Origin of the sequence: Streptomyces sp. RK9 (genome assembly GCF_045070545.1) — a bacterium.
Taxonomy (GTDB): domain Bacteria; phylum Actinomycetota; class Actinomycetes; order Streptomycetales; family Streptomycetaceae; genus Streptomyces; species Streptomyces alboflavus.
In genome coordinates this window covers 943,555-960,230 of the sequence record NZ_CP173703.1, presented here as the reverse complement: position 1 = coordinate 960,230, position 16,676 = coordinate 943,555, and the positions used below count along the sequence as shown (strand labels likewise).

The following is a 16,676-nucleotide window of genomic DNA, read 5'->3' as shown; positions in this document are numbered from 1 at the left end:
TCATGGCCCGCGTGTGGTCACCGACCAGGCGGATCCGGAAGCGCACATCATCCGCAGTGTCAACTGAGCGAACCCGCACCGAGACGTTCGTCCAGGACGTCCTTGCCGAGCATCGGCGCGAGACGGCACCAGCGGCTACTGGTCCTCCCTGCGACTCCTGCCACGACTCGCCGCGTGTGTGTCGTGGCCCTGTCGCTGCTTCTCGCGCTGTCCTTCGGCCCGTAGCCGCTCGTCGCCCAGTGCGATGCCGTCGGCCTCTTTCTTGCGTCCCAGCGCCCGCTTGAGTGCTGCTTTGAGCCACTCCATGCGTTGCCACCTGTCCCTTTCGGCCGACCAGGTCGATTCGGTCGGCGTGTGTGGCCCTCGGGTGCCCGGGCGGGAGCCCTCCTACACGCGGGGCCGCTGCCGAGGCCGGCTGCTGCCACGAGGCTCCCCCGGCCGGGCGGAGCCGGGCGTTCCGGCGGCGGGGATGGAGCGCGTCGGCTCGGGTACCCGGGGCCGAGCGGCGGTGCCGGGCGCCGTCGAACCAGACGAAGGAGGCCCCATGGCTCAGCAAGTACGCGACATCATGACCGGCGCACCCGTCGCCGTCGCACCACTCACCTCCGTGCGGGAGGTGGCCCGTCTCATGCGCGATCAGGACCTCGGGGCCGTCCTGGTGACGGAGGCGGACGAACTGCGGGGGCTGGTCAGCGACCGGGACTTGGTGGTGCGGGTGCTCGCCGAAGGCGCCGACCCGGACCGGACGACGGCCGTCGGCGTGTGCAGCGAGGAGGTTGTCACCGTCGGTCCGGACGAGCGTCTGGGGCTGGTGGTGGAACGGATGCGTGAGCACTCGGTCCGACGGGTTCCGGTGGTCGACGGCGGCCGGGTGGTGGGCATTGTCGCCCTCGGCGACCTGGCCATGGAACGGGACCCGGAGTCGGCCCTCGCGGACATCAGCGCGGCGAAGCCCAACCGGTAGCGGCCGGGGCCTGGAAGCACATCACACCGGACAGCGACAGCGAAACAGCGACACCGAAGGGAGCCCTCACATGGGGCACGGCGGAAACGTGATCGCGGAACTCACCATCGACCACCGCGAAGTCGACGAACTCTTCGCGATGATCGAGGCCCAGCCGGTCGGCGACGAGCGGCGCCGCAAGCTGGCCGACGAACTGACCATCGAGCTGGTACGCCACTCCGTCGCCGAGGAGGTCCACCTGTACCCGGCGGTGCGCGCGCACGTCCCGGACGGAGACAAGATCGCGGACAAGGAGATCGCCGACCACGGGCGGGTGGAACAGCTCCTCAAGGACCTCGAAGGCCTCGGCGCGACGGACCCGGACTTCGACCATCTGGTGGCCAAGCTGAAACTCGACGTGAGCGAGCACGTGCGCGACGAGGAGGCCCGGCTGTTCCCGCTGCTCGCCGCGGCGTGGACGCCCGAGGTCCTGGACGAGCTGGGTGACAAGGTCCGCACCGCGAAGAAGACGGCCCCCACGCGCCCGCACCCCTCCACGCCGTCCACGCCGCCCGGCAACAAACTGCTGGGCCCTGGCGTGGGGCTTGTGGATCGGGCCCGCGACCTGCTCACCGGCCGCGGCAAGAGCTGAGGCGAGGCCGCGCGACGACCAGCTCGTGCGGATGACGTCGAGGTCGCCGTCGGCGCCACAGCCGACGGCGATGTCGCCGATGAGCTCACGCCCTGCCGTCGTGGGCAGGTGCGCTGTCTCGGACGCGGCGACACGACGCTGCCTTCCGAGACGACCCCGCGCTACACGGTCCCGGGCATGACGGTGGAAGACGCCGGCTTGCTCACCGAACTGCTGCAGCGGCGCCTGCACTGCCTCAACGACCTGCGTCTCACGCTCAAGCATGTGCAGTGGACTGGCACCCTCAGGACGGCCGACGTCGCCACCGAGACGGAAGCTGCCAGGCAGTCAGCCGACCGCCAGGCAGTCAGCCGACCGGTGACCTCAACGCGCCGCGCCTGTGTACGGACCGATTACGGACTGCGCAGCTGAAGTTGACGCTCCAGCTCGCTGCGGATCTCCGTGGTCAGTTCGCCGGACCGGCCCCACTCGACCAGCAGCCCGGCGACGTGCCGGAGCTTGGTGTTGGTGTGCATCGAGACCTCCCGCAGGACGTCCCACGCCTCGGCCGGGGTCAGCTGTCCCACGGCGACCACCACGCCTATGGCCTGGTCCACGATCGCGTGGGAATCCACGGCGTGCTGGAGCTGCGAGACCTCGTTCCGCAGCTCCTCCACTTGCTCGCGGACGGGTTGGAGATCGTTTGTGGCTGGAGTCTCCTCGGGCGTGACGGCCACTGACATCGCCTCCGAGGGCTTGGGGGGCAAGCTTCTCCCACCGTGCCCGTGCCTTGGGTGATCAGCAACCCTCAGGCGGGCTCGGCGGGCTCGGCGGGCTCGAAAGCGGCGCGGATGTCAGCGAGCGCGCCCACGACGCGTACGGCCTGCCTGGCGCCGTAGCCACCGTCGCGTCCGCGAACGGAGGGGACGTGTCGCCCACGCCCACGCGGGCCCGCTCGGCTGGTTGCTCACGCGCTGTCGTCCTTGCCCCGATGGCCGGGCAGCATCTCCTGGACCTTGGCCTTGAAGCCCTGGCGAATCATGCCGGCTCGGTCGCTGTCGCCTTTGAGCACGGAGGCGGCGGCCGCCTCGATCTGGTCGAGCGTCGCGTGCGGCGGGATCGGAGGGACGGCGGGGTCGGTGCGGAAGTCGAGGACGTAGGGCCGGTCGGCGGCGAGTGCCGCCTCCCACGCGCCCTGCACGTCTTGCGGCTTCTCCACGCGCAGCCCACCGAGGCCCAGCGAGCGCGCGAAGTCACTGTAGGCGACGTCCGGAAGTGCCTGGGAGGGCAGGAACTGCGGGGCGCCGGACATGGCGCGCATCTCCCAGGTGACCTGGTTGAGGTCCTGGTTGTTCAGGACGGCGACCACCAGGCGGGGATCGGCCCACTGCTCCCAGTACTTGGCGATGGTGATCAGCTCGGCCAGGCCGTTCATCTGCATCGCGCCGTCGCCGACGAGCGCGACGGCCGGACGGTCGCCGTGGGCGAACTTGGCCCCGATCACGTACGGGACACCGGGCCCCATGGTGGCGAGCGTGCCGGACAGGGAGCCGCGCATGCCCTCGCGCAGCCGCAGGTGCCGGGCGTACCAGTTGGCGGCGGAACCGGAGTCCGCGGCGAGCACGACGTTGTCGGGGAGCAGACCGTTCAGGGTATGGGCGACGTACTCGGGGTTGATCGGGTCCGCGTCCACGGCGGCTCGCCGTTCCATCACCCGCCACCAGCGCGCCGTGTTCTTCTCGATCTTCTTGCGCCAGCCGGTGTTCTTGTGCTGCTCAAGGTGCGGCAGCAGCGCCCTCAGCGTCGCTCGGGCGTCGCCGACGAGATTGATCTCGAAGGGATAGCGCAGGCCGATCATGTGCGGGTCGATGTCGATCTGCACGGCGCGCGCCTGGCCGAAGTCGGGCAGGAACTGGGTGTAGGGGAAGCTGGATCCGACGACCAGGAGGGTGTCGCAGTCCCGCATCATCTCGTACGAGGGGCGGGTGCCCAGCAAGCCGATGGCACCCGTGACGTACGGCAGGTCGTCGTCCAGGGCGTCCTTGCCGAGCAGGGCCTTGGCGACGCCGGCGCCGAGCCGGTCGGCGACCTCCATGACCTCCTGGCGGGCCCCGCGCGCGCCTTGGCCGACGAGGACGGCGACCTTCTCCCCCTCGTTGAGCAGTCGTGCCGCGCGCTCGACATCGGTGGTTGCGGGCACCGGGGCGTAGGAGGAGAGGCCGAGACTGGAGGGCACCATCTTGAAGGCGTGCTCGGGTGCCGAGTAGTTCAGTTCCTGGACGTCGGCGGGGACGATGACGGCTGCCACCGAGCGACGGGCGTAGGCGGTGCGGATGGCCCGGTCGAGGACGTTGGGCAACTGCTCGGGGACCGTGACCATCTCGCAGAAGTCGGAGGCGACGTCCTTGTAGAGGCTCAGCAGGTCGACCTCCTGCTGGTAGGAGCCCCCCATGGCGCTGCGGTTGGTCTGGCCGACGATCGCAACGACCGGCACGTGGTCGAGTTTGGCGTCGTACAGGCCGTTGAGCAGGTGGATGGCGCCGGGCCCCGATGTGGCGGCGCACACGCCGACGCGGCCGGAGAACTTGGCGTAGCCGACGGCTTGGAAGGCGGACATCTCCTCGTGCCGCGCCTGGATGAACTCGGGCTTGTTGTCCGCCCGCCCCCAGGCGGCGAGCAGTCCGTTGATGCCGTCGCCGGGGTAGGCGAAGACGTGCTCGACCTCCCAGGCCCGCAGACGTTCGAGGATGTGGTCGGAGACCTTCGTGGCCATGGGAACTGTCCTTTCCGAAGAGAACTGCGGTGCTTACCTGCGATGAAGCCGAGAACGGATGCCTGCGACGGCGGCGCCGACGGCGACCGCTCCCGCCACCGCGCTCACGATCCCGCGGGCCGCGGGGGAGGGGCCCGGCGGCCGGTCGGCCAGGCACTCGGGATGCTCGCTGGGCAGGTTCCCATCGAGGCCGACGGCAATCACCTCGGCCAGACCGCGGCAGCCCTCGTCGAGAACATGGCCTGGCCAGATGGGCGCGTGGTGAACCAGTTGTGCCGCGCATGTCCGCCAGGCAGGCGGGCGCGATCCGCTCCAGGTCCGCGCAGATCTCGGCCCGGCGCCCGCCCTCCTCGGATATCCGGCACCGTTCGGCGCGGGAGGTCGGGCCGACCCACATGCGGGCCCCCGTCCTGCGTAAGGATCTCCAGGCGGCGCACGTCGTCCACGGTCCTGCCGTACGCCCCCCGGCTGCCTGCGTCGAGAGCCCCGTCTGGTCCATGCATGCCGGATCCGTCCTCGCATGAAGCGTTCGGTCGTGCGGCGCGTCCCACCTCCGGGCCCCGCGCGGGATCGGCCTGTGCGGGGTGCCGGTCGCCGGGCGGGGTGACTTGGATTTCGGCTTCTGGGTACACGGGCCACGCGCTCCGCTCGTGTGGTGCCCCCTGTCGGGAGCACGCAGGCTGTGGAGGGCGGGGCCCAGGGCATCGGTCTCCCGCCGGGCCGAGCCGGGAACCGGGTGAGGCCGCGCGAAGGGCTCAAGGCACGAGCCGCCGGGGTCGCGCGCAATGCAGAGGAGAGGGTGCGGGTCATGACGAGTTTTGGGTATTTCCTGGCGAGTGAGGAGTTCACACCCGGTGAGCTGCTGGAGCAGGCGCGTGCGGCGGAGCAGGCGGGGTTCACCTGTCTGGCCATCTCCGACCACTACCACCCGTGGACGGACGAGCAGGGGCAGAGCCCCTTCGTCTGGTCGATGGTCGGTGCGCTCGCCCAGGTGACGTCACTGCCGGTGACGACGTTCGTCACCTGCCCCACCGTCCGCATGCACCCCGCCGTCAACGCGCAGGCCGTCGCGACCTCGGGCGTGCTCACCGGCAACCGCTTCCGCTTCGGCGTGGGCAGCGGTGAGGCCCTCAACGAGCACATCCTCGGCGACGCCTGGCCGGCCGTCGACGTACGCCTGGAGATGCTGGAGGAGGCCGTCCACGTCATCCGGATTCTGCAGAGCGGTGAGGAGGTCACGCACCGCGGCAAGCACTACACCGTGGAGAACGCCCGCCTGTACACCGTGCCCGACGAGCCCGTCCCGATCCACGTGTCCGGGTTCGGGCCCAAGGCCGCCGCGCTGGCGGGACGGATCGGGGACGGGTTCGTCACGATGACGCCGGACGCTGATCTGGTGGGACAGTTCCGGCGCGCGGGAGGCGGGCAGAAGCCCGTCCTCGGGGGTGTGAAGGTGTGCTGGGGCGCTGACCGCGACCAGGCGGTCAAGACGGCCCACCGGCTGTGGCCGACGCAGTTCCTGCCGGGGGAGCTCGGGCAGGTGCTGCCCGACCCCGCTCACTTCGAGCAGGCGGCGACGCTCGTGACCGAGGAGGCCGTCGCCGACGGGATGGTCTGCGGCGCCGACGCGGACGCACACGTCCGCGCTGTGGCCGCGTACGTCGACGCGGGATTCGACGAGGTGTACGTCGGCCAGATCGGGCCCGACCAGCAGGGCTTCTTCGACTTCTACCGCAGCGACGTCCTGCCGAGGCTGAACGCCGAGTGACCCCGTGCGTGCCGCGTTCCCGCCGCCGCACCCTCCCACCCGCCTTCCTCCGAGGAGAAAGATCCACCATGCGCGCCCTGTCCTTGGTCTGCACGCTCAACGCTTCCCCGACCCCGTCCAGCAGTCAGCTGCTCTCCGACCAGGTCTGCGCCGAACTCGACAAGCTCGGTGTGACGACCGAGACGGTGCGCGTCGCCGACCACGACGTCCGCCCTGGTATCGGGGTGGACATGGGGGAGGGGGACGCCTGGCCGCTCCTGCGTGCCAAGGTGTTTCAGGCCGACATCCTCGTGATCGCCACGCCGATCTGGCTGGGCCACCCGTCCAGCATCTGCCAGCGGGTCCTGGAGCGGCTGAACGCCGACTCCTCGGAGACGGACGACCAGGGGCGGCCTCTCCTCCACGGCAAGGTCGCGGCGGTGGCGGTGGTCGGCAATGAGGACGGCGCGCACAAGGTCAGCGCGGACGTGTTCCAGGGCCTGAACGACGTCGGCTTCTCCCTCGCCCCCGGCGCGGTCACCTACTGGGTCGGGGAGGCCCAGCAGGGCACCGACTACCAGGACCTGGACGAGACGCCCGACGCCGTGGCGGGCACCACCCACACGCTCGCCGTCAACACCGTCCATCTCGCGAAGCTCCTGCAGGAGCACCCCTACCCGACCCCCTGACACGGCCGGGGCCCGACCGGAGCAGATCAGCACTCGCACAGCCCACACCGCACGCAGAAAGGTCCTCCCATGGCTGACCGACGACTCGACGGCCGCAGCGTCCTGGCCCTCGTCACCAACTATGGCGTCGAGCAGGACGAACTGCTCGTCCCACTGAGGGAGTTGCGCAAGGACGGCGTCGACGTCACCGTCGCCGCGGTCAGCACGGATCCCGTCCAGACGCTTCAGGGGGACAAGGACCCCGGGGAGAGGTTGGACCCGGACGTGTCCCACGAGGCTCTGGGCGCCGCCCCGCACGATCTGCTGCTCGTCCCCGGTGGCACGCTCAACGCCGACCACCTGCGCCTGGAGACGGCCGCCGTCGACACCGTGAAGGCGTTCGCCGCGAGCGGCCGCCCCATCGCCGCCATCTGCCACGGCCCCTGGGCCCTGGTCGAGGCCGACGTGCTGCACGGCAGGACCCTCACCTCGTATCCGTCCCTGCGCACCGACATCACCAACGCCGGCGCCAAGGCGTGGGTGGACGAAGCGGTCGTGGTGGATGTGGACGGCGGTTACCCCCTGATCACCTCCCGTACCCCGAAGGACCTGGACGACTTCGTGACGGCGATCCGCGATCGGCTCGCCCGGGTCTGAGGGCGCACTGGCGGGGAGGCGGACGAGCCACACGGTCGTGTGCGATGTACGCAACCGGACCGCCGTCGGCGAGATGATGCGCGAGAGCCATGAGCGCGACGGCCTGGAAATCGTGGTCGCCAACGCCGGGGTCATCCAGGTCGCGCCCGTCGAGACGATCGGTTCCAAGGAGTTCACCGACGCCGTGGACACGATGTTCTACGGCACACTGCACACGTCTTTGGAAGCGTTGCCCTATCTGCGCGGGAGCCGGGGACGCCTCGCTCTGATCGGATCCGTCAGCGGCCTGCTCGGCGCCCCCGCCTGCTGCCCCATCCGTGTGCCAAAGCCGCGGTCGGTGCTCTCGCCGAGGGGCTGCACGCAGAGGCGGCCGCCGCAGGCGTGAGCGTCACCGTCGTGCCTTGGTCGTGGCTTCGGCCAACGAGTGGCTGCGGCCGGCACATTCGGTGCACGCCTAGCCGGGAGGCGACTCGTCGGCGAGCTGGTTGCTGCGGTCGATCTCCGGCATGTGGGTCTCGGCCCAGGTCCGCAGGGCGGAGAGCGGTCCTTCGAGGGACAGGCCGAGTTCGGTGAGCCGGTAGTGGACGGCGGGTGGCACGGTGGGTTCGACTCGGCGTGCGACCAGGCCGTCGCGGACCAGGCTCTGCAGCGTGACGGACAGCATCTTCTGTGAGATGCCGGGGATACGGCGCCGCAGTTCCGCGAAGCGGAGCTCGTCCGGGGCCTCCTCGGCCAGCACCTTGACCGTCATCGAGGTCCACTTGGTGCCGATGCGGTCGAGCAACTGGCGGACCGGGCAGCGCGGATCCAGCAGATCACCCCGCTCACCCCGCTCACCGGGCCGCCGGGCGGGTCCGCCGGGCTTCGATGTGGTCACTCAGGGCTCACCACCTGAAGGAGAAGTGCCGTCTTGGACGGACCAGGTTAGTTCCCTAGCGTGACGTGGTCACTATTCCTCACCTCGCCTCACCCCACCACACACCTGGAGCCTCCATGCCCGAACTGCGGCGCGTCCCCGTCAACGGTGTCGAACTGAACGTCGCTCTCACCGGATCGGGCCCGGCCGTACTGCTGCTGCACGGTTTCCCGCACACCTGGGAGCTGTGGACGGACGTCATGGCCGACCTGTCCGGCCGCTACCGCGTCATCGCGCCGGACCTGCGCGGGTTCGGCGCGAGCAGCCCGGCCGCCTCCGGGTACGACGCGGGCACCCTGGCCGAGGACGCCGCGGCGCTTCTCACCACGCTCGGCGTGTCCTCGGCCGCGGTGGTGGGCATCGACGCGGGTGCCGCGCCTGCCTTCCTCCTCGCCCTCCGTCGCCCCGGTCTCGTCCGGCGCCTGGTCGTCATGGAGTCCCTTCTGGGCACGCTGCCCGGCGCCGAGGACTTCCTCGTCGGCGGGCCGCCGTGGTGGTTCGGCTTCCATGCCGCCGCGCCCGGCCTTGCCGAGACCGTGCTGGAGGGCCACGAGGCCGCCTACGTCGACTGGTTCCTGCGCGCCGGCACGCTCGGTGAAGGGGTGCGCCCCGCCCTCCGGGACGCCTTCGTCCGCGCGTACACCGGCCGCCAGGCGTTGAGCCGCGCGTTCTCGTACTACCGGGCGCTGCCCGAGAGCGCGGCACAGATCGAGCAGGCGGTCGCCACCGCCCGACTGGCGGTGCCCACGATGGCGTTGGGCGCCCGGCCCGTCGGCGATGCGCTGGAACGCCAGCTCCGCCCTGTCACGGACAACCTCACCGGACACGTCATCGAGGACTGCGGCCACATCATTCCGCTGCACCGCCCGCGTGCCCTGCTCGCACTGTTGCGCCCGTTCCTCGCCGGTGAGAATGCGAACGCGGCCTGACCGGGGCCGGTCCGGCTCTGCGAGAGGGGGCGAGGCGATGACATGGCGTTCCGATGTGGCCGAGTTGCTGGCGGGGGCCGGCATCCTCGACGTGGACGTCGACGACGCCCTCGCGGACGAGCACGTCCGATCGGCCGCGTACCTACGTGTCGTCTCGGTGACCGCTTCCTCGCGGAGCCGCGACCGGGACCGCGCGATCGTCGCCGCGATCCTGCGCGACCCCCACGAGATGGGGTCCAAGACGGCGGTGGTCGCCCTCGTGGACAGCATCGCGACGCAGGTGAGTGGCCCTGCCGAGTTCCGGCGGTGGTCGGCCGAACTGCTGCCGGAGATCGACCGGTTCAGAGCGGAGGGGCACCGCGAGTTCATCCGCCGCCGCATCCACGACTGGCTGTTCCACCTGTCCGTCGAGGACGGTCACGTGCCGACGCCGGTCGAGTTGGCGAAGGTCACGTACTGGATGCAGCGCGTCCTCGCCGAGCGGTCGACGTCGCCGGAGGTGCTCGCCCTGCTCGCCGGGTCAGGCTGCAGCAAGAAGGTACGGAACATCGCGAAAGACCGGGCCGGACACCGCAAGCTGAGAACGCGATGAGTCCATGGTGGTGATGGGCGGGCGCGCGGACTGTCGCACCCTCAAGAACCGCGCCGTGCCCCACCGTCAGGCTGCGTGCCTCACTCATTGAGCCAATCGGGGGAAGGTGGAGCGCTCTCCACCGGTGAGGGCCCGTCAGCTGCGGAAGGATGCGTTCCATGCGAACCATGAAACGCGTACTCCTCGCGGCCGCAGCCGCGTCGCTGCTGGTGGCGAGCCACAGCGCGACCGCCACGGCCTCCGCGCCCGCACCCACTCCCGTACAGTCCACGCCGGCAGCCGGGCCGGGCTGGCACCACGTGGCGGACTTTCCTCCGCACGAGGAGCACCGCTGTCATGAGCGCGGCCGGTGGTACATGGAGAACGGCGTACGCGCCTACGAGTGCCGGGCCGCCGGAGTCTGGCAGTTGTGGGTTCTCACCGAGCCCTCCTGATCAGGGGCGGGGCCGGATCGTTGTCCTGGAGGCGGTGCCTGCCCGGCAGCAATGTCGGGCAGGCACCGCCTCTGCGCGTTGCGGGACTCCCGGCCCGTGGTGGCCCCGTGACTGGCGCGCGGTCAGTTGCCGGGAGGGGCAGTCAGCGCGTCGACCACCTGCCGGGCCCGTGTCTGCTCTCCCAGGAGGGCCTCGACGAGGGGGCCGGTGCCCGGGTCGGTCAGCGGTTCCTCGGCGGCAGCGGAGTCGTGTCCGGGGGCCGGCGTCGGGGCCTGGCCCTTGGTCTCGTCGATGTACTGGTCGACGGGGCGGGCGTCGGATGTCAGGTGAAGGCGGTCGCCGGTCTTGAGGGCGTTGTGTACCGAGGCGTAGTCGATGCCCAGGCGGAGCAGGCGCTCTCCGCCCGCGTACAGAGAGTCGGGACCGGTGGTGGCCTCGCCCGTCAGGTGCGGGTAGCGGAGCGCCACCTCGTGGGTGGCCAGGATCGCGAGCAGGGCGTGCTCGGTGCCCACTGTGCTGCTTCCGAGACGGCGTGCCTGCTCGTACGTCTCCATTTTGACCCACCAGGCGGGCCGTGCCGCCCAGTTGATGCCGCTGAGCTTGAGCATCCACCGCATCCAGAACGGGGCCCGGCGGTAGTGGCTGTGGCCGAGGAGGATGTCACGGGTGGCGTGCAGCAGGGGGTCGAGGTCGTCTTGCCGGCCCTGGGTGTCGCCGTCCAGGCGGGCGAGTACGGCTTGCGGGGAGATGCGGCACGATCCCAGCGCCTCCACGGCGCGGTTGTCCCCTTCCAGGAGCCCGCGCAGCAGGTGCTCGGCGCCGAACTTCCCGGCGTCCTCCCGCTGGGCCCGTCGCATCGCGGCGGTCAACGCCCTGGCCGCGGCGCCCGTGTAGCGGGTGCCCTGTTCGCCCTCCTCGCCCAGGATGTCCTTCTCGGTGACGATGCTCTCCGCGCCGTCGTCGACGCTCCACGCACCGTCCCGTTCCATCCGGTCCCGCAGGACCGCCAGCAGCGCGACTTTGGTCGCCCCTTCGGCCGCGAGCGCTTCGCGTGCCGTCCCCTTGGCCGTGGTGATGCCGGCCAGGAGATGCTCGCTCCCGATGGGGCCTCCTGCTCCCGACCGCGCGCCGCGCGCGGCCCCCAGGATTCCCACGGTGTTCCAGTCGGGCGACTTGGTGGCTTCCATGCGGCCTTTCCTCTTCTCGCTGGTCCTGCGGAGCAGCCTCCCCGAACGGAGCGGAGGCCGCGTCGCCCCGCAGAAGGATCTCCCCCCGCATCCTGAGACGGAGCACGCGGCCGATGGCAAGGCCAACGGACACGCCGGCTGTCTCGCCGATGACTTTCCGGGACCGGGCCGGTCTGCACCCGTATGGAGACTCACACCCTTGAGACAGTCGGCGCGGACCTCGTCTATGACGTTCGCGGACCGCTGCCGACCGCGGACGGACGCCCGCCGCTGCTGATGATCGGGCAGCCCATGGACGCCACCGGCTTCGTCGCGCTCGCCGCGCGTTTCCCCGAGCGGACCGTTGTCACCTATGACCCGCGCGGGCTCGGCCGCAGCATCCGGAAGGACGGGCGGGGCGAGTACGCGCCGCAGACTCTGGCCGACGACGTGCACGCCGTCATCGAGGCGCTCGGGGCCGGTCCTGTCGAGATGTTCGCCAGCAGCGGCGGTGCGGTCGTCGCGCTCGCGGTCGTGGCGACGTACCCCGCGGACGTGACCACTCTGGTCGCGCACGAGCCGCCGCTCATCACCCTCACGCCGGACGGCCCGGCCGCCGTGCGGGCGCGGGCCGCGGTCCGGGAGGCCTACGAGAAGCGGGGATGGGGGGCCGGGATGGCGGCGTTCGTGGCCATGACCTCGTGGGAGGGGGAGTTCACCGAGGCGTACTTCGCGCAGCCGGAGGCCGATCCCGCCGCGTTCGGGATGCCCGTGGAGGACGACGGCTCACGTGACGATCCGCTTCTGTCCGGCCGGTCATGGGCGGTCAGCAGCTATCGGCCGGACGTCGAAGCGATCGCCGCCGCGCCGACCCGCGTCGTGATCGCTGTGGGCGAGGAGTCCGTGAACGTGCAGACGGGGCGCACCTCCGCCGCGACCGCCGAGCTGCTCGGGCAGCGGGTCACGGTGTTCCCGAGCCATCACGGCGGGTTCCTCGACGGAGAGTTCGGATATCCGGGGAAGCCGGACGAGTTCGCGCACCGACTGCGCCAGGTCCTCGACGGCGCCTCCTGAGCCGACCGCCGGGCGAGTGGTTCTCCGGCCCCGGGTGCGTACCCGGGGCCGGTTCGAGGATCCGCCGAGGCCGCAGCACCGCTGTGCTCGCGGTCAGGTCCTCGGCGCGGCGGGCGCGCATCGAGTCGTCGTTGCCGGACCGGAAGTCGGACCGGAAGCCGGAACCGCCTGGGCGTATCGACCCGCGGCGTTGTTCACTCGGGTCGAGCTGATCGGTGGGCGGCCGCCGAGTGCGCCGTGACGCACGTCACCGGGACGGTCCGCGGCGAGCGGACAGGAGGCGACGTGGACCTTTCCCTACGCGCTCGCATACGAGCCGGTGACGCCCAGGCGTTCGCCCACCTCTTCCGGCAGCACGCGCAGGCCGTGCACGCTCACGCCGCACGGTGGCTCGGTGATCCGGGCCCGGCCGAGGACGTGGTCTCGCTGACCTTCCTGGAGGCCTGGCGGCTGCGGGAGAAACTCCTCGACGACGACGGCTTCGCCGCACGCGCCCCGCACAACGACAACGACGACCCCGACGACGGCCTGAGGGCCTGGCTGTTCGGCATCTCCACCAACGTGCTGCGCAACACCCGCCGCACGGCCCGGCGGCACAGGGCCGCCCTCGATCGCCTCCCCGACCGACAGCCCGGCACCGGGACGGTGCCCGACTTCGCCGACACCCTGATCGGCCGCATCGAGGACACCGAACGCCTCGCCGCCGCCACGGCCGCCCTGCGACAACTGCGGCCCCGCGAACGCGAGGTCTTCGCGCTGTGCGTCTGGTCCGAGCTGAGCTACGCCGACGCCGCCGTGGCCCTGCGGGTGCCGGTCAGCACGGTGCGTTCCCGGCTCGCCCGCGCCCGGCAGCGCCTGCGTCGCCTTGCCGAGAGCGAACTGGCGCGCCGTACCGGAGCACCGGCCGGAAGAGACATGACCGACGCGAGAACGAGACGCCTCCCCGCCCGCGGACAGGAACCGGATGACCGAGCCGCGACGGCCCGGTCGGCACAGGAGAGAGACCGATGAATCCCACAGAACGCCAGGAGCTGGCCGGGCTGCTGCCGAGCCCCGGCGCCCCGGCCCTGTCGAGCGACCGGATGACGCAGATGGAGGCCCATCTCATGCAGGAGATCACCAAGGAAGCCCCCGCCCCCACTCCCACCCCGGCCGGCTCCGGCCGCGTCCCGCCCCGGCGGCTGCGACGGAAGGTGGCCCTGCTGGCCGTACCCGTCACGGCCGCCGCCGTCCTCACCACCGTCCTCACCGTCGGCGGCGACGGCCCGGCCAGGCCCACCACCGACTCGGAAGCCGTCGCGCTGCTCGACCGCATCGCCAAGGTCACCGCCGCCAAGAACACTCCCGCCGTGCGGGACGACCAGTACGTCTACACCCTCATCCAGGGCACCGACGACTTGACGGACGAGGGCCTGGACCGCTTCCGTCGCGCGGACTGGCACGCCGTCGACGGCAGGCGTGACGGGCTCGCCCGTACCACCGTCCTGTCCGGCCCCTCCGGCAAGGGCACCACGGACATGCGGATCCAGGCCGACCCGAACGCCACCACGTACCGGGAGCTGCAGGCCCTGCCCACCGACCCCGGCGCGCTGTACGACAAGGTCTGGTCGGCGACCGAGGGCCAGGGCCCCACCCATGAGGAAGCCGCCCTGGAGATGATCGGCAGCATGCTCGAAGGGGCCACCCTGCTGCCCGACGTGGGTGCCACCCTCTACCGCGCCGCCGCCCGGATCCCGGGCATCACCGTGGTCGACGACGCCAAGGACGCGTCCGGCCGCTCCGGCGTGGGGCTCGCCTTCGGCGACGGCGACGACCGAAAGGTCTGGGTCTTCGAGGAGAAGAACCTCACCTATCTCGGCTCGGAGGACGTCGCGCTCCTCGACGTCACCGTGGTCGACCGCAAGGGGCAGAATCCGGCCGGCTGATCGCCCGTACGACGCCGTGGCTGCACCACCGGCCCCGGGGCACCGCGCCGCGCGGTGCCCCGGGGCCGCCGCGTGGCGCACACGTGGCCGGGGGTGACCACGGCGGGTCAGCCCGGCTCGGCGGCCGCGCCGGGGGCGCCGTGGTGCCGGTCGGCCAGGGCGATGATCCCCGCCGTGGCGGCGGTGGCGAGGTCGGCGACCATCGCGTCGTCGACGGGCAGGTTCAGGACGTACAGGGCGGACGCCAGGGAGCCGAGCAGCAACAGGTGGGCCATCGCGGGGTCGACGGGTCCGGCCAGCTCGCCGCGGGCCACGGCCTGGTCGACGATGTCGGCGAAGGCGGCCTGTTCGGCGGCCAGGAACGTGTCCTGGAACCGGGTGTCCAGTTCGGGGTTGACGGCGAGTTCGCTGATCAGGGCCGGTGCCAGCTGTCGGGCCGCCGGGGCGGCCATGCGCACGTGAAACGCGCGGACCAACGCCAGCAGGTCCCCGTGCAAGGAGCCGGTGTCGGCCGGTGGAGGCAGCTGCTGCTCGTGCATGGTGGCGACGAACGCCATCTCGGCCTTGGAGGCGTAGCGGCGGTAGATCGCCGCCTTGCCCACCCCGGCGCGTGCCGCGACCTGGTCGACGGTCAGGGCCGGATAGCCGACCTCGTCGATCAGTTCACGCGTGGTCTGCAGGATCTTGTGATCGACGCGACTGTCCCGGGGGCGTCCACCCCGTTGCCTTCCCACTGTCATGCCTGCACTATACGGAACGAGAGTATCGAAACTACGGTATCGGAATTGCGGTTGCGCTGATCCTCGCCGGGCGGCGGCAGCCGTGGTGGAGCCGCCCCGCGCGGCTTCGCGACGAGAACGGAGAGTTCGAATGATCAAGTGGGCTGGCTGGATCATCACGTTGTGCGGAACCGCGCACACCGTCGGCGCCCTGACGGTCGAGAAAGCCGCGCGCCACGCCGGGACCTGGTTCAGCGGCGGCCTGTGGAACGAGGACCTCGCCGACATGAGCCCGGCGGGCAGCGCGTACTGGCTGAGCCTGGACAGCTTCGGCGTACCGCTCGTCCTGATCGGTCTGACGGTGCTGTGGCTGGACCGCCGCGGCATCACCCCACCGGCCTTCATCGCCTGGACGCTGGGGGTCTGGACGCTCGTCGACGCCGTGATCCTCCCGTTCACGCCCTGGCCGCTCTTCCTGCTCGCGTGCGCCCTGCTGCTGATCGGGGCCCGCCGCGCCCGCCGCGGCAACCCCATGCCCGAGGCCGGCCTCGATGAGCGGTGCGAGACTCCCCGACGGTGAGCACACCCCCGGCGCCCTTCGTGGTGCCGCGGGCGGGTGCGGGGCCCGGCAGGCAGGTGCCGCCGGGCCCCGCGTGTCACGCGAGTTGGACGCGGTCGGTCAGCCCGGCGGCGGCGAACGCGGCTGCCAACGGCTCGCTCCCTTCGGTGAAGTGGGCCCAGCTGTCGAAGTGGACGGGGACGATCCGGCGGGCGCCGAGGATGGTGGCGGCCTCCGCGGCCTGGGCGCTGTCGAGGGTGAGGAGCGCGCCGTCGAAGACGCTCGGGACGCGGGCGGCACCGGCGAAGAGGACCGCCGTGTCGACGGGGCCGAACCGGTCGGCGATCTGCCGGACCAGGTCGAGCGAGGCGTTGTCGCCGCTGACGTAGACGGTGGGCAGGTCGTCGCCGGTCAGGACGAAGCCGGTGACTTCGCCGGTGACCGGCTCGCACCCCTCGGGGCCGTGCTGGGCGGGCGCCGCGGTGACGGTCGCGCTGCCGCCGTCGGGTCGCTCCAGTGGTACGGACTCCCACGGGGTCAGGCCTCGCGCGGTGCCACCCAGGCGCCGGGCGCCGCCAGGGGTGGTGAGGGTGAGCGGGACGTCCGCGAGGAGTGCGCGGCCGGCGTGGTCGAGGTTGTCGGGGTGCTCGTCGTGGGAGAGGAGTACGGCGTCGATGCGGCCGAGGTCGGCGGGCGTGGCCGAGGGCGGGCGGGTCTTGGTGAGGCCGCCGCCGGGCGCCGGGTAGTCGCCGGGGGTGTCGAACGTGGGGTCGGTGAGCAGGCGCAACCCGCCGTACTCGATCAGGGCCGTGGGGCCGCCGAAGACGCGGACCGCTGGCCGCGTCGACTCGAACTCCGCATCGTCACGGATAACGTCAATGTTTTCCATGACGCTCACGCTAGGTGCATGTCACGGAAAAACGCAAGGGATACCATGAGCGAC

20 protein-coding genes are annotated in these 16,676 nt (G+C 71.4%); 14 read left to right on the top strand and 6 right to left on the bottom strand.

The features are described from left to right. The first annotated feature begins 544 nt into the window (after positions 1–544). The 3 genes from AB6L24_RS04105 (at position 545) to AB6L24_RS04095 (ending at position 2,006) form a co-directional block, all read left to right on the top strand. The gene (locus AB6L24_RS04105) at positions 545–964 is read left to right on the top strand and encodes a CBS domain-containing protein (RefSeq protein ID WP_405652193.1); all 420 of its coding nucleotides are present in this window, start codon (positions 545–547) and stop codon (positions 962–964) included. A 70-nt stretch (positions 965–1,034) separates the two neighbouring features. Continuing rightward, positions 1,035–1,595: a hemerythrin domain-containing protein gene (locus AB6L24_RS04100; RefSeq protein ID WP_405652191.1), complete on the top strand. Its 561-nt coding sequence runs from the start codon at positions 1,035–1,037 to the stop codon at positions 1,593–1,595. 177 nt (positions 1,596–1,772) lie between these two features. Then, positions 1,773–2,006 carry a hypothetical protein gene (locus tag AB6L24_RS04095; protein WP_405652189.1) on the top strand — a complete coding sequence of 78 codons (234 nt, stop codon included), beginning with the start codon at positions 1,773–1,775 and terminating at the stop codon, positions 2,004–2,006. On the opposite strand, the gene AB6L24_RS04090 is transcribed toward AB6L24_RS04095, so the two are convergent. Further along, complete coding sequence (locus AB6L24_RS04090) at positions 1,988–2,251, bottom strand: ANTAR domain-containing protein (protein WP_405652187.1); 264 nt, start codon at positions 2,249–2,251, stop codon at positions 1,988–1,990. The two genes, AB6L24_RS04095 and AB6L24_RS04090, sit on opposite strands and share 19 nt — an antisense overlap. A 290-nt stretch (positions 2,252–2,541) precedes the next feature. Then, positions 2,542–4,347, bottom strand: coding sequence for a thiamine pyrophosphate-requiring protein (locus AB6L24_RS04085; RefSeq protein WP_405652186.1), 1,806 nt, complete (start codon positions 4,345–4,347; stop codon positions 2,542–2,544). Positions 4,348–5,155: 808 nt separating this feature from the next. On the opposite strand from AB6L24_RS04085, the gene AB6L24_RS04080 reads away from it, so the two are divergent. The 4 genes from AB6L24_RS04080 (at position 5,156) to AB6L24_RS04065 (ending at position 7,804) form a co-directional block, all read left to right on the top strand. Next, positions 5,156–6,115, top strand: a complete 960-nt coding sequence (locus AB6L24_RS04080) for a TIGR03557 family F420-dependent LLM class oxidoreductase (RefSeq protein ID WP_405652184.1) — start codon at positions 5,156–5,158, stop codon at positions 6,113–6,115. Positions 6,116–6,183: 68 nt separating this feature from the next. Further along, entirely contained in the window at positions 6,184–6,783 is a 600-nt protein-coding gene (locus AB6L24_RS04075) for a flavodoxin family protein (protein ID WP_405652182.1), read from the top strand. 69 nt (positions 6,784–6,852) lie between these two features. Further along, a complete protein-coding gene (locus AB6L24_RS04070) occupies positions 6,853–7,419 on the top strand; it encodes a DJ-1/PfpI family protein (RefSeq protein ID WP_405652179.1) in 567 nt (188 codons plus the stop codon). Between the two features lie 37 nt (positions 7,420–7,456). Continuing rightward, positions 7,457–7,804: an SDR family NAD(P)-dependent oxidoreductase gene (locus AB6L24_RS04065; RefSeq protein WP_405652177.1), complete on the top strand. Its 348-nt coding sequence runs from the start codon at positions 7,457–7,459 to the stop codon at positions 7,802–7,804. A gap of 69 nt (positions 7,805–7,873) precedes the next feature. On the opposite strand, the gene AB6L24_RS04060 is transcribed toward AB6L24_RS04065, so the two are convergent. Next, complete coding sequence (locus AB6L24_RS04060; protein WP_405652175.1) at positions 7,874–8,296, bottom strand: winged helix-turn-helix transcriptional regulator; 423 nt, start codon at positions 8,294–8,296, stop codon at positions 7,874–7,876. A 116-nt stretch (positions 8,297–8,412) separates the two neighbouring features. On the opposite strand from AB6L24_RS04060, the gene AB6L24_RS04055 reads away from it, so the two are divergent. The 3 genes from AB6L24_RS04055 (at position 8,413) to AB6L24_RS04045 (ending at position 10,290) form a co-directional block, all read left to right on the top strand. Next, the gene (locus tag AB6L24_RS04055; protein WP_405652173.1) at positions 8,413–9,264 is read left to right on the top strand and encodes an alpha/beta fold hydrolase; all 852 of its coding nucleotides are present in this window, start codon (positions 8,413–8,415) and stop codon (positions 9,262–9,264) included. A 37-nt stretch (positions 9,265–9,301) separates the two neighbouring features. Further along, positions 9,302–9,856: a hypothetical protein gene (locus AB6L24_RS04050; protein WP_405652171.1), complete on the top strand. Its 555-nt coding sequence runs from the start codon at positions 9,302–9,304 to the stop codon at positions 9,854–9,856. A gap of 158 nt (positions 9,857–10,014) precedes the next feature. After that, entirely contained in the window at positions 10,015–10,290 is a 276-nt protein-coding gene (locus AB6L24_RS04045; protein ID WP_405652169.1) for a hypothetical protein, read from the top strand. A 122-nt stretch (positions 10,291–10,412) separates the two neighbouring features. On the opposite strand, the gene AB6L24_RS04040 is transcribed toward AB6L24_RS04045, so the two are convergent. After that, the gene (locus tag AB6L24_RS04040) at positions 10,413–11,477 is read right to left on the bottom strand and encodes a Clp protease N-terminal domain-containing protein (protein WP_405652167.1); all 1,065 of its coding nucleotides are present in this window, start codon (positions 11,475–11,477) and stop codon (positions 10,413–10,415) included. Between the two features lie 183 nt (positions 11,478–11,660). Here AB6L24_RS04040 and AB6L24_RS04035 point away from each other — a divergent pair, with 183 nt between their 5' ends. From AB6L24_RS04035 to AB6L24_RS04025, 3 genes are all read left to right on the top strand, one after another. Beyond that, entirely contained in the window at positions 11,661–12,530 is an 870-nt protein-coding gene (locus tag AB6L24_RS04035; protein ID WP_405652165.1) for an alpha/beta fold hydrolase, read from the top strand. Between the two features lie 285 nt (positions 12,531–12,815). Beyond that, positions 12,816–13,541 (top strand): RNA polymerase sigma factor, encoded by a 726-nt coding sequence (locus AB6L24_RS04030; RefSeq protein WP_405652163.1) that lies wholly within the window; start codon positions 12,816–12,818, stop codon positions 13,539–13,541. Beyond that, the gene (locus AB6L24_RS04025; RefSeq protein ID WP_405652160.1) at positions 13,538–14,455 is read left to right on the top strand and encodes a CU044_5270 family protein; all 918 of its coding nucleotides are present in this window, start codon (positions 13,538–13,540) and stop codon (positions 14,453–14,455) included. Before AB6L24_RS04030 ends, AB6L24_RS04025 begins: the two co-directional genes overlap by 4 nt. A 107-nt stretch (positions 14,456–14,562) precedes the next feature. Here the strand turns inward: AB6L24_RS04025 and AB6L24_RS04020 are convergent, their stop codons facing one another. Beyond that, on the bottom strand, positions 14,563–15,195 hold the full coding sequence (locus tag AB6L24_RS04020) for a TetR/AcrR family transcriptional regulator (RefSeq protein ID WP_405652158.1): 633 nt from the start codon (positions 15,193–15,195) through the stop codon (positions 14,563–14,565). Between the two features lie 130 nt (positions 15,196–15,325). On the opposite strand from AB6L24_RS04020, the gene AB6L24_RS04015 reads away from it, so the two are divergent. Beyond that, a complete protein-coding gene (locus AB6L24_RS04015) occupies positions 15,326–15,754 on the top strand; it encodes a DUF6463 family protein (RefSeq protein ID WP_405652156.1) in 429 nt (142 codons plus the stop codon). A 76-nt stretch (positions 15,755–15,830) separates the two neighbouring features. On the opposite strand, the gene AB6L24_RS04010 is transcribed toward AB6L24_RS04015, so the two are convergent. Then, the gene (locus tag AB6L24_RS04010; RefSeq protein WP_405652154.1) at positions 15,831–16,622 is read right to left on the bottom strand and encodes an MBL fold metallo-hydrolase; all 792 of its coding nucleotides are present in this window, start codon (positions 16,620–16,622) and stop codon (positions 15,831–15,833) included. Positions 16,623–16,676: the final 54 nt, after the last annotated feature.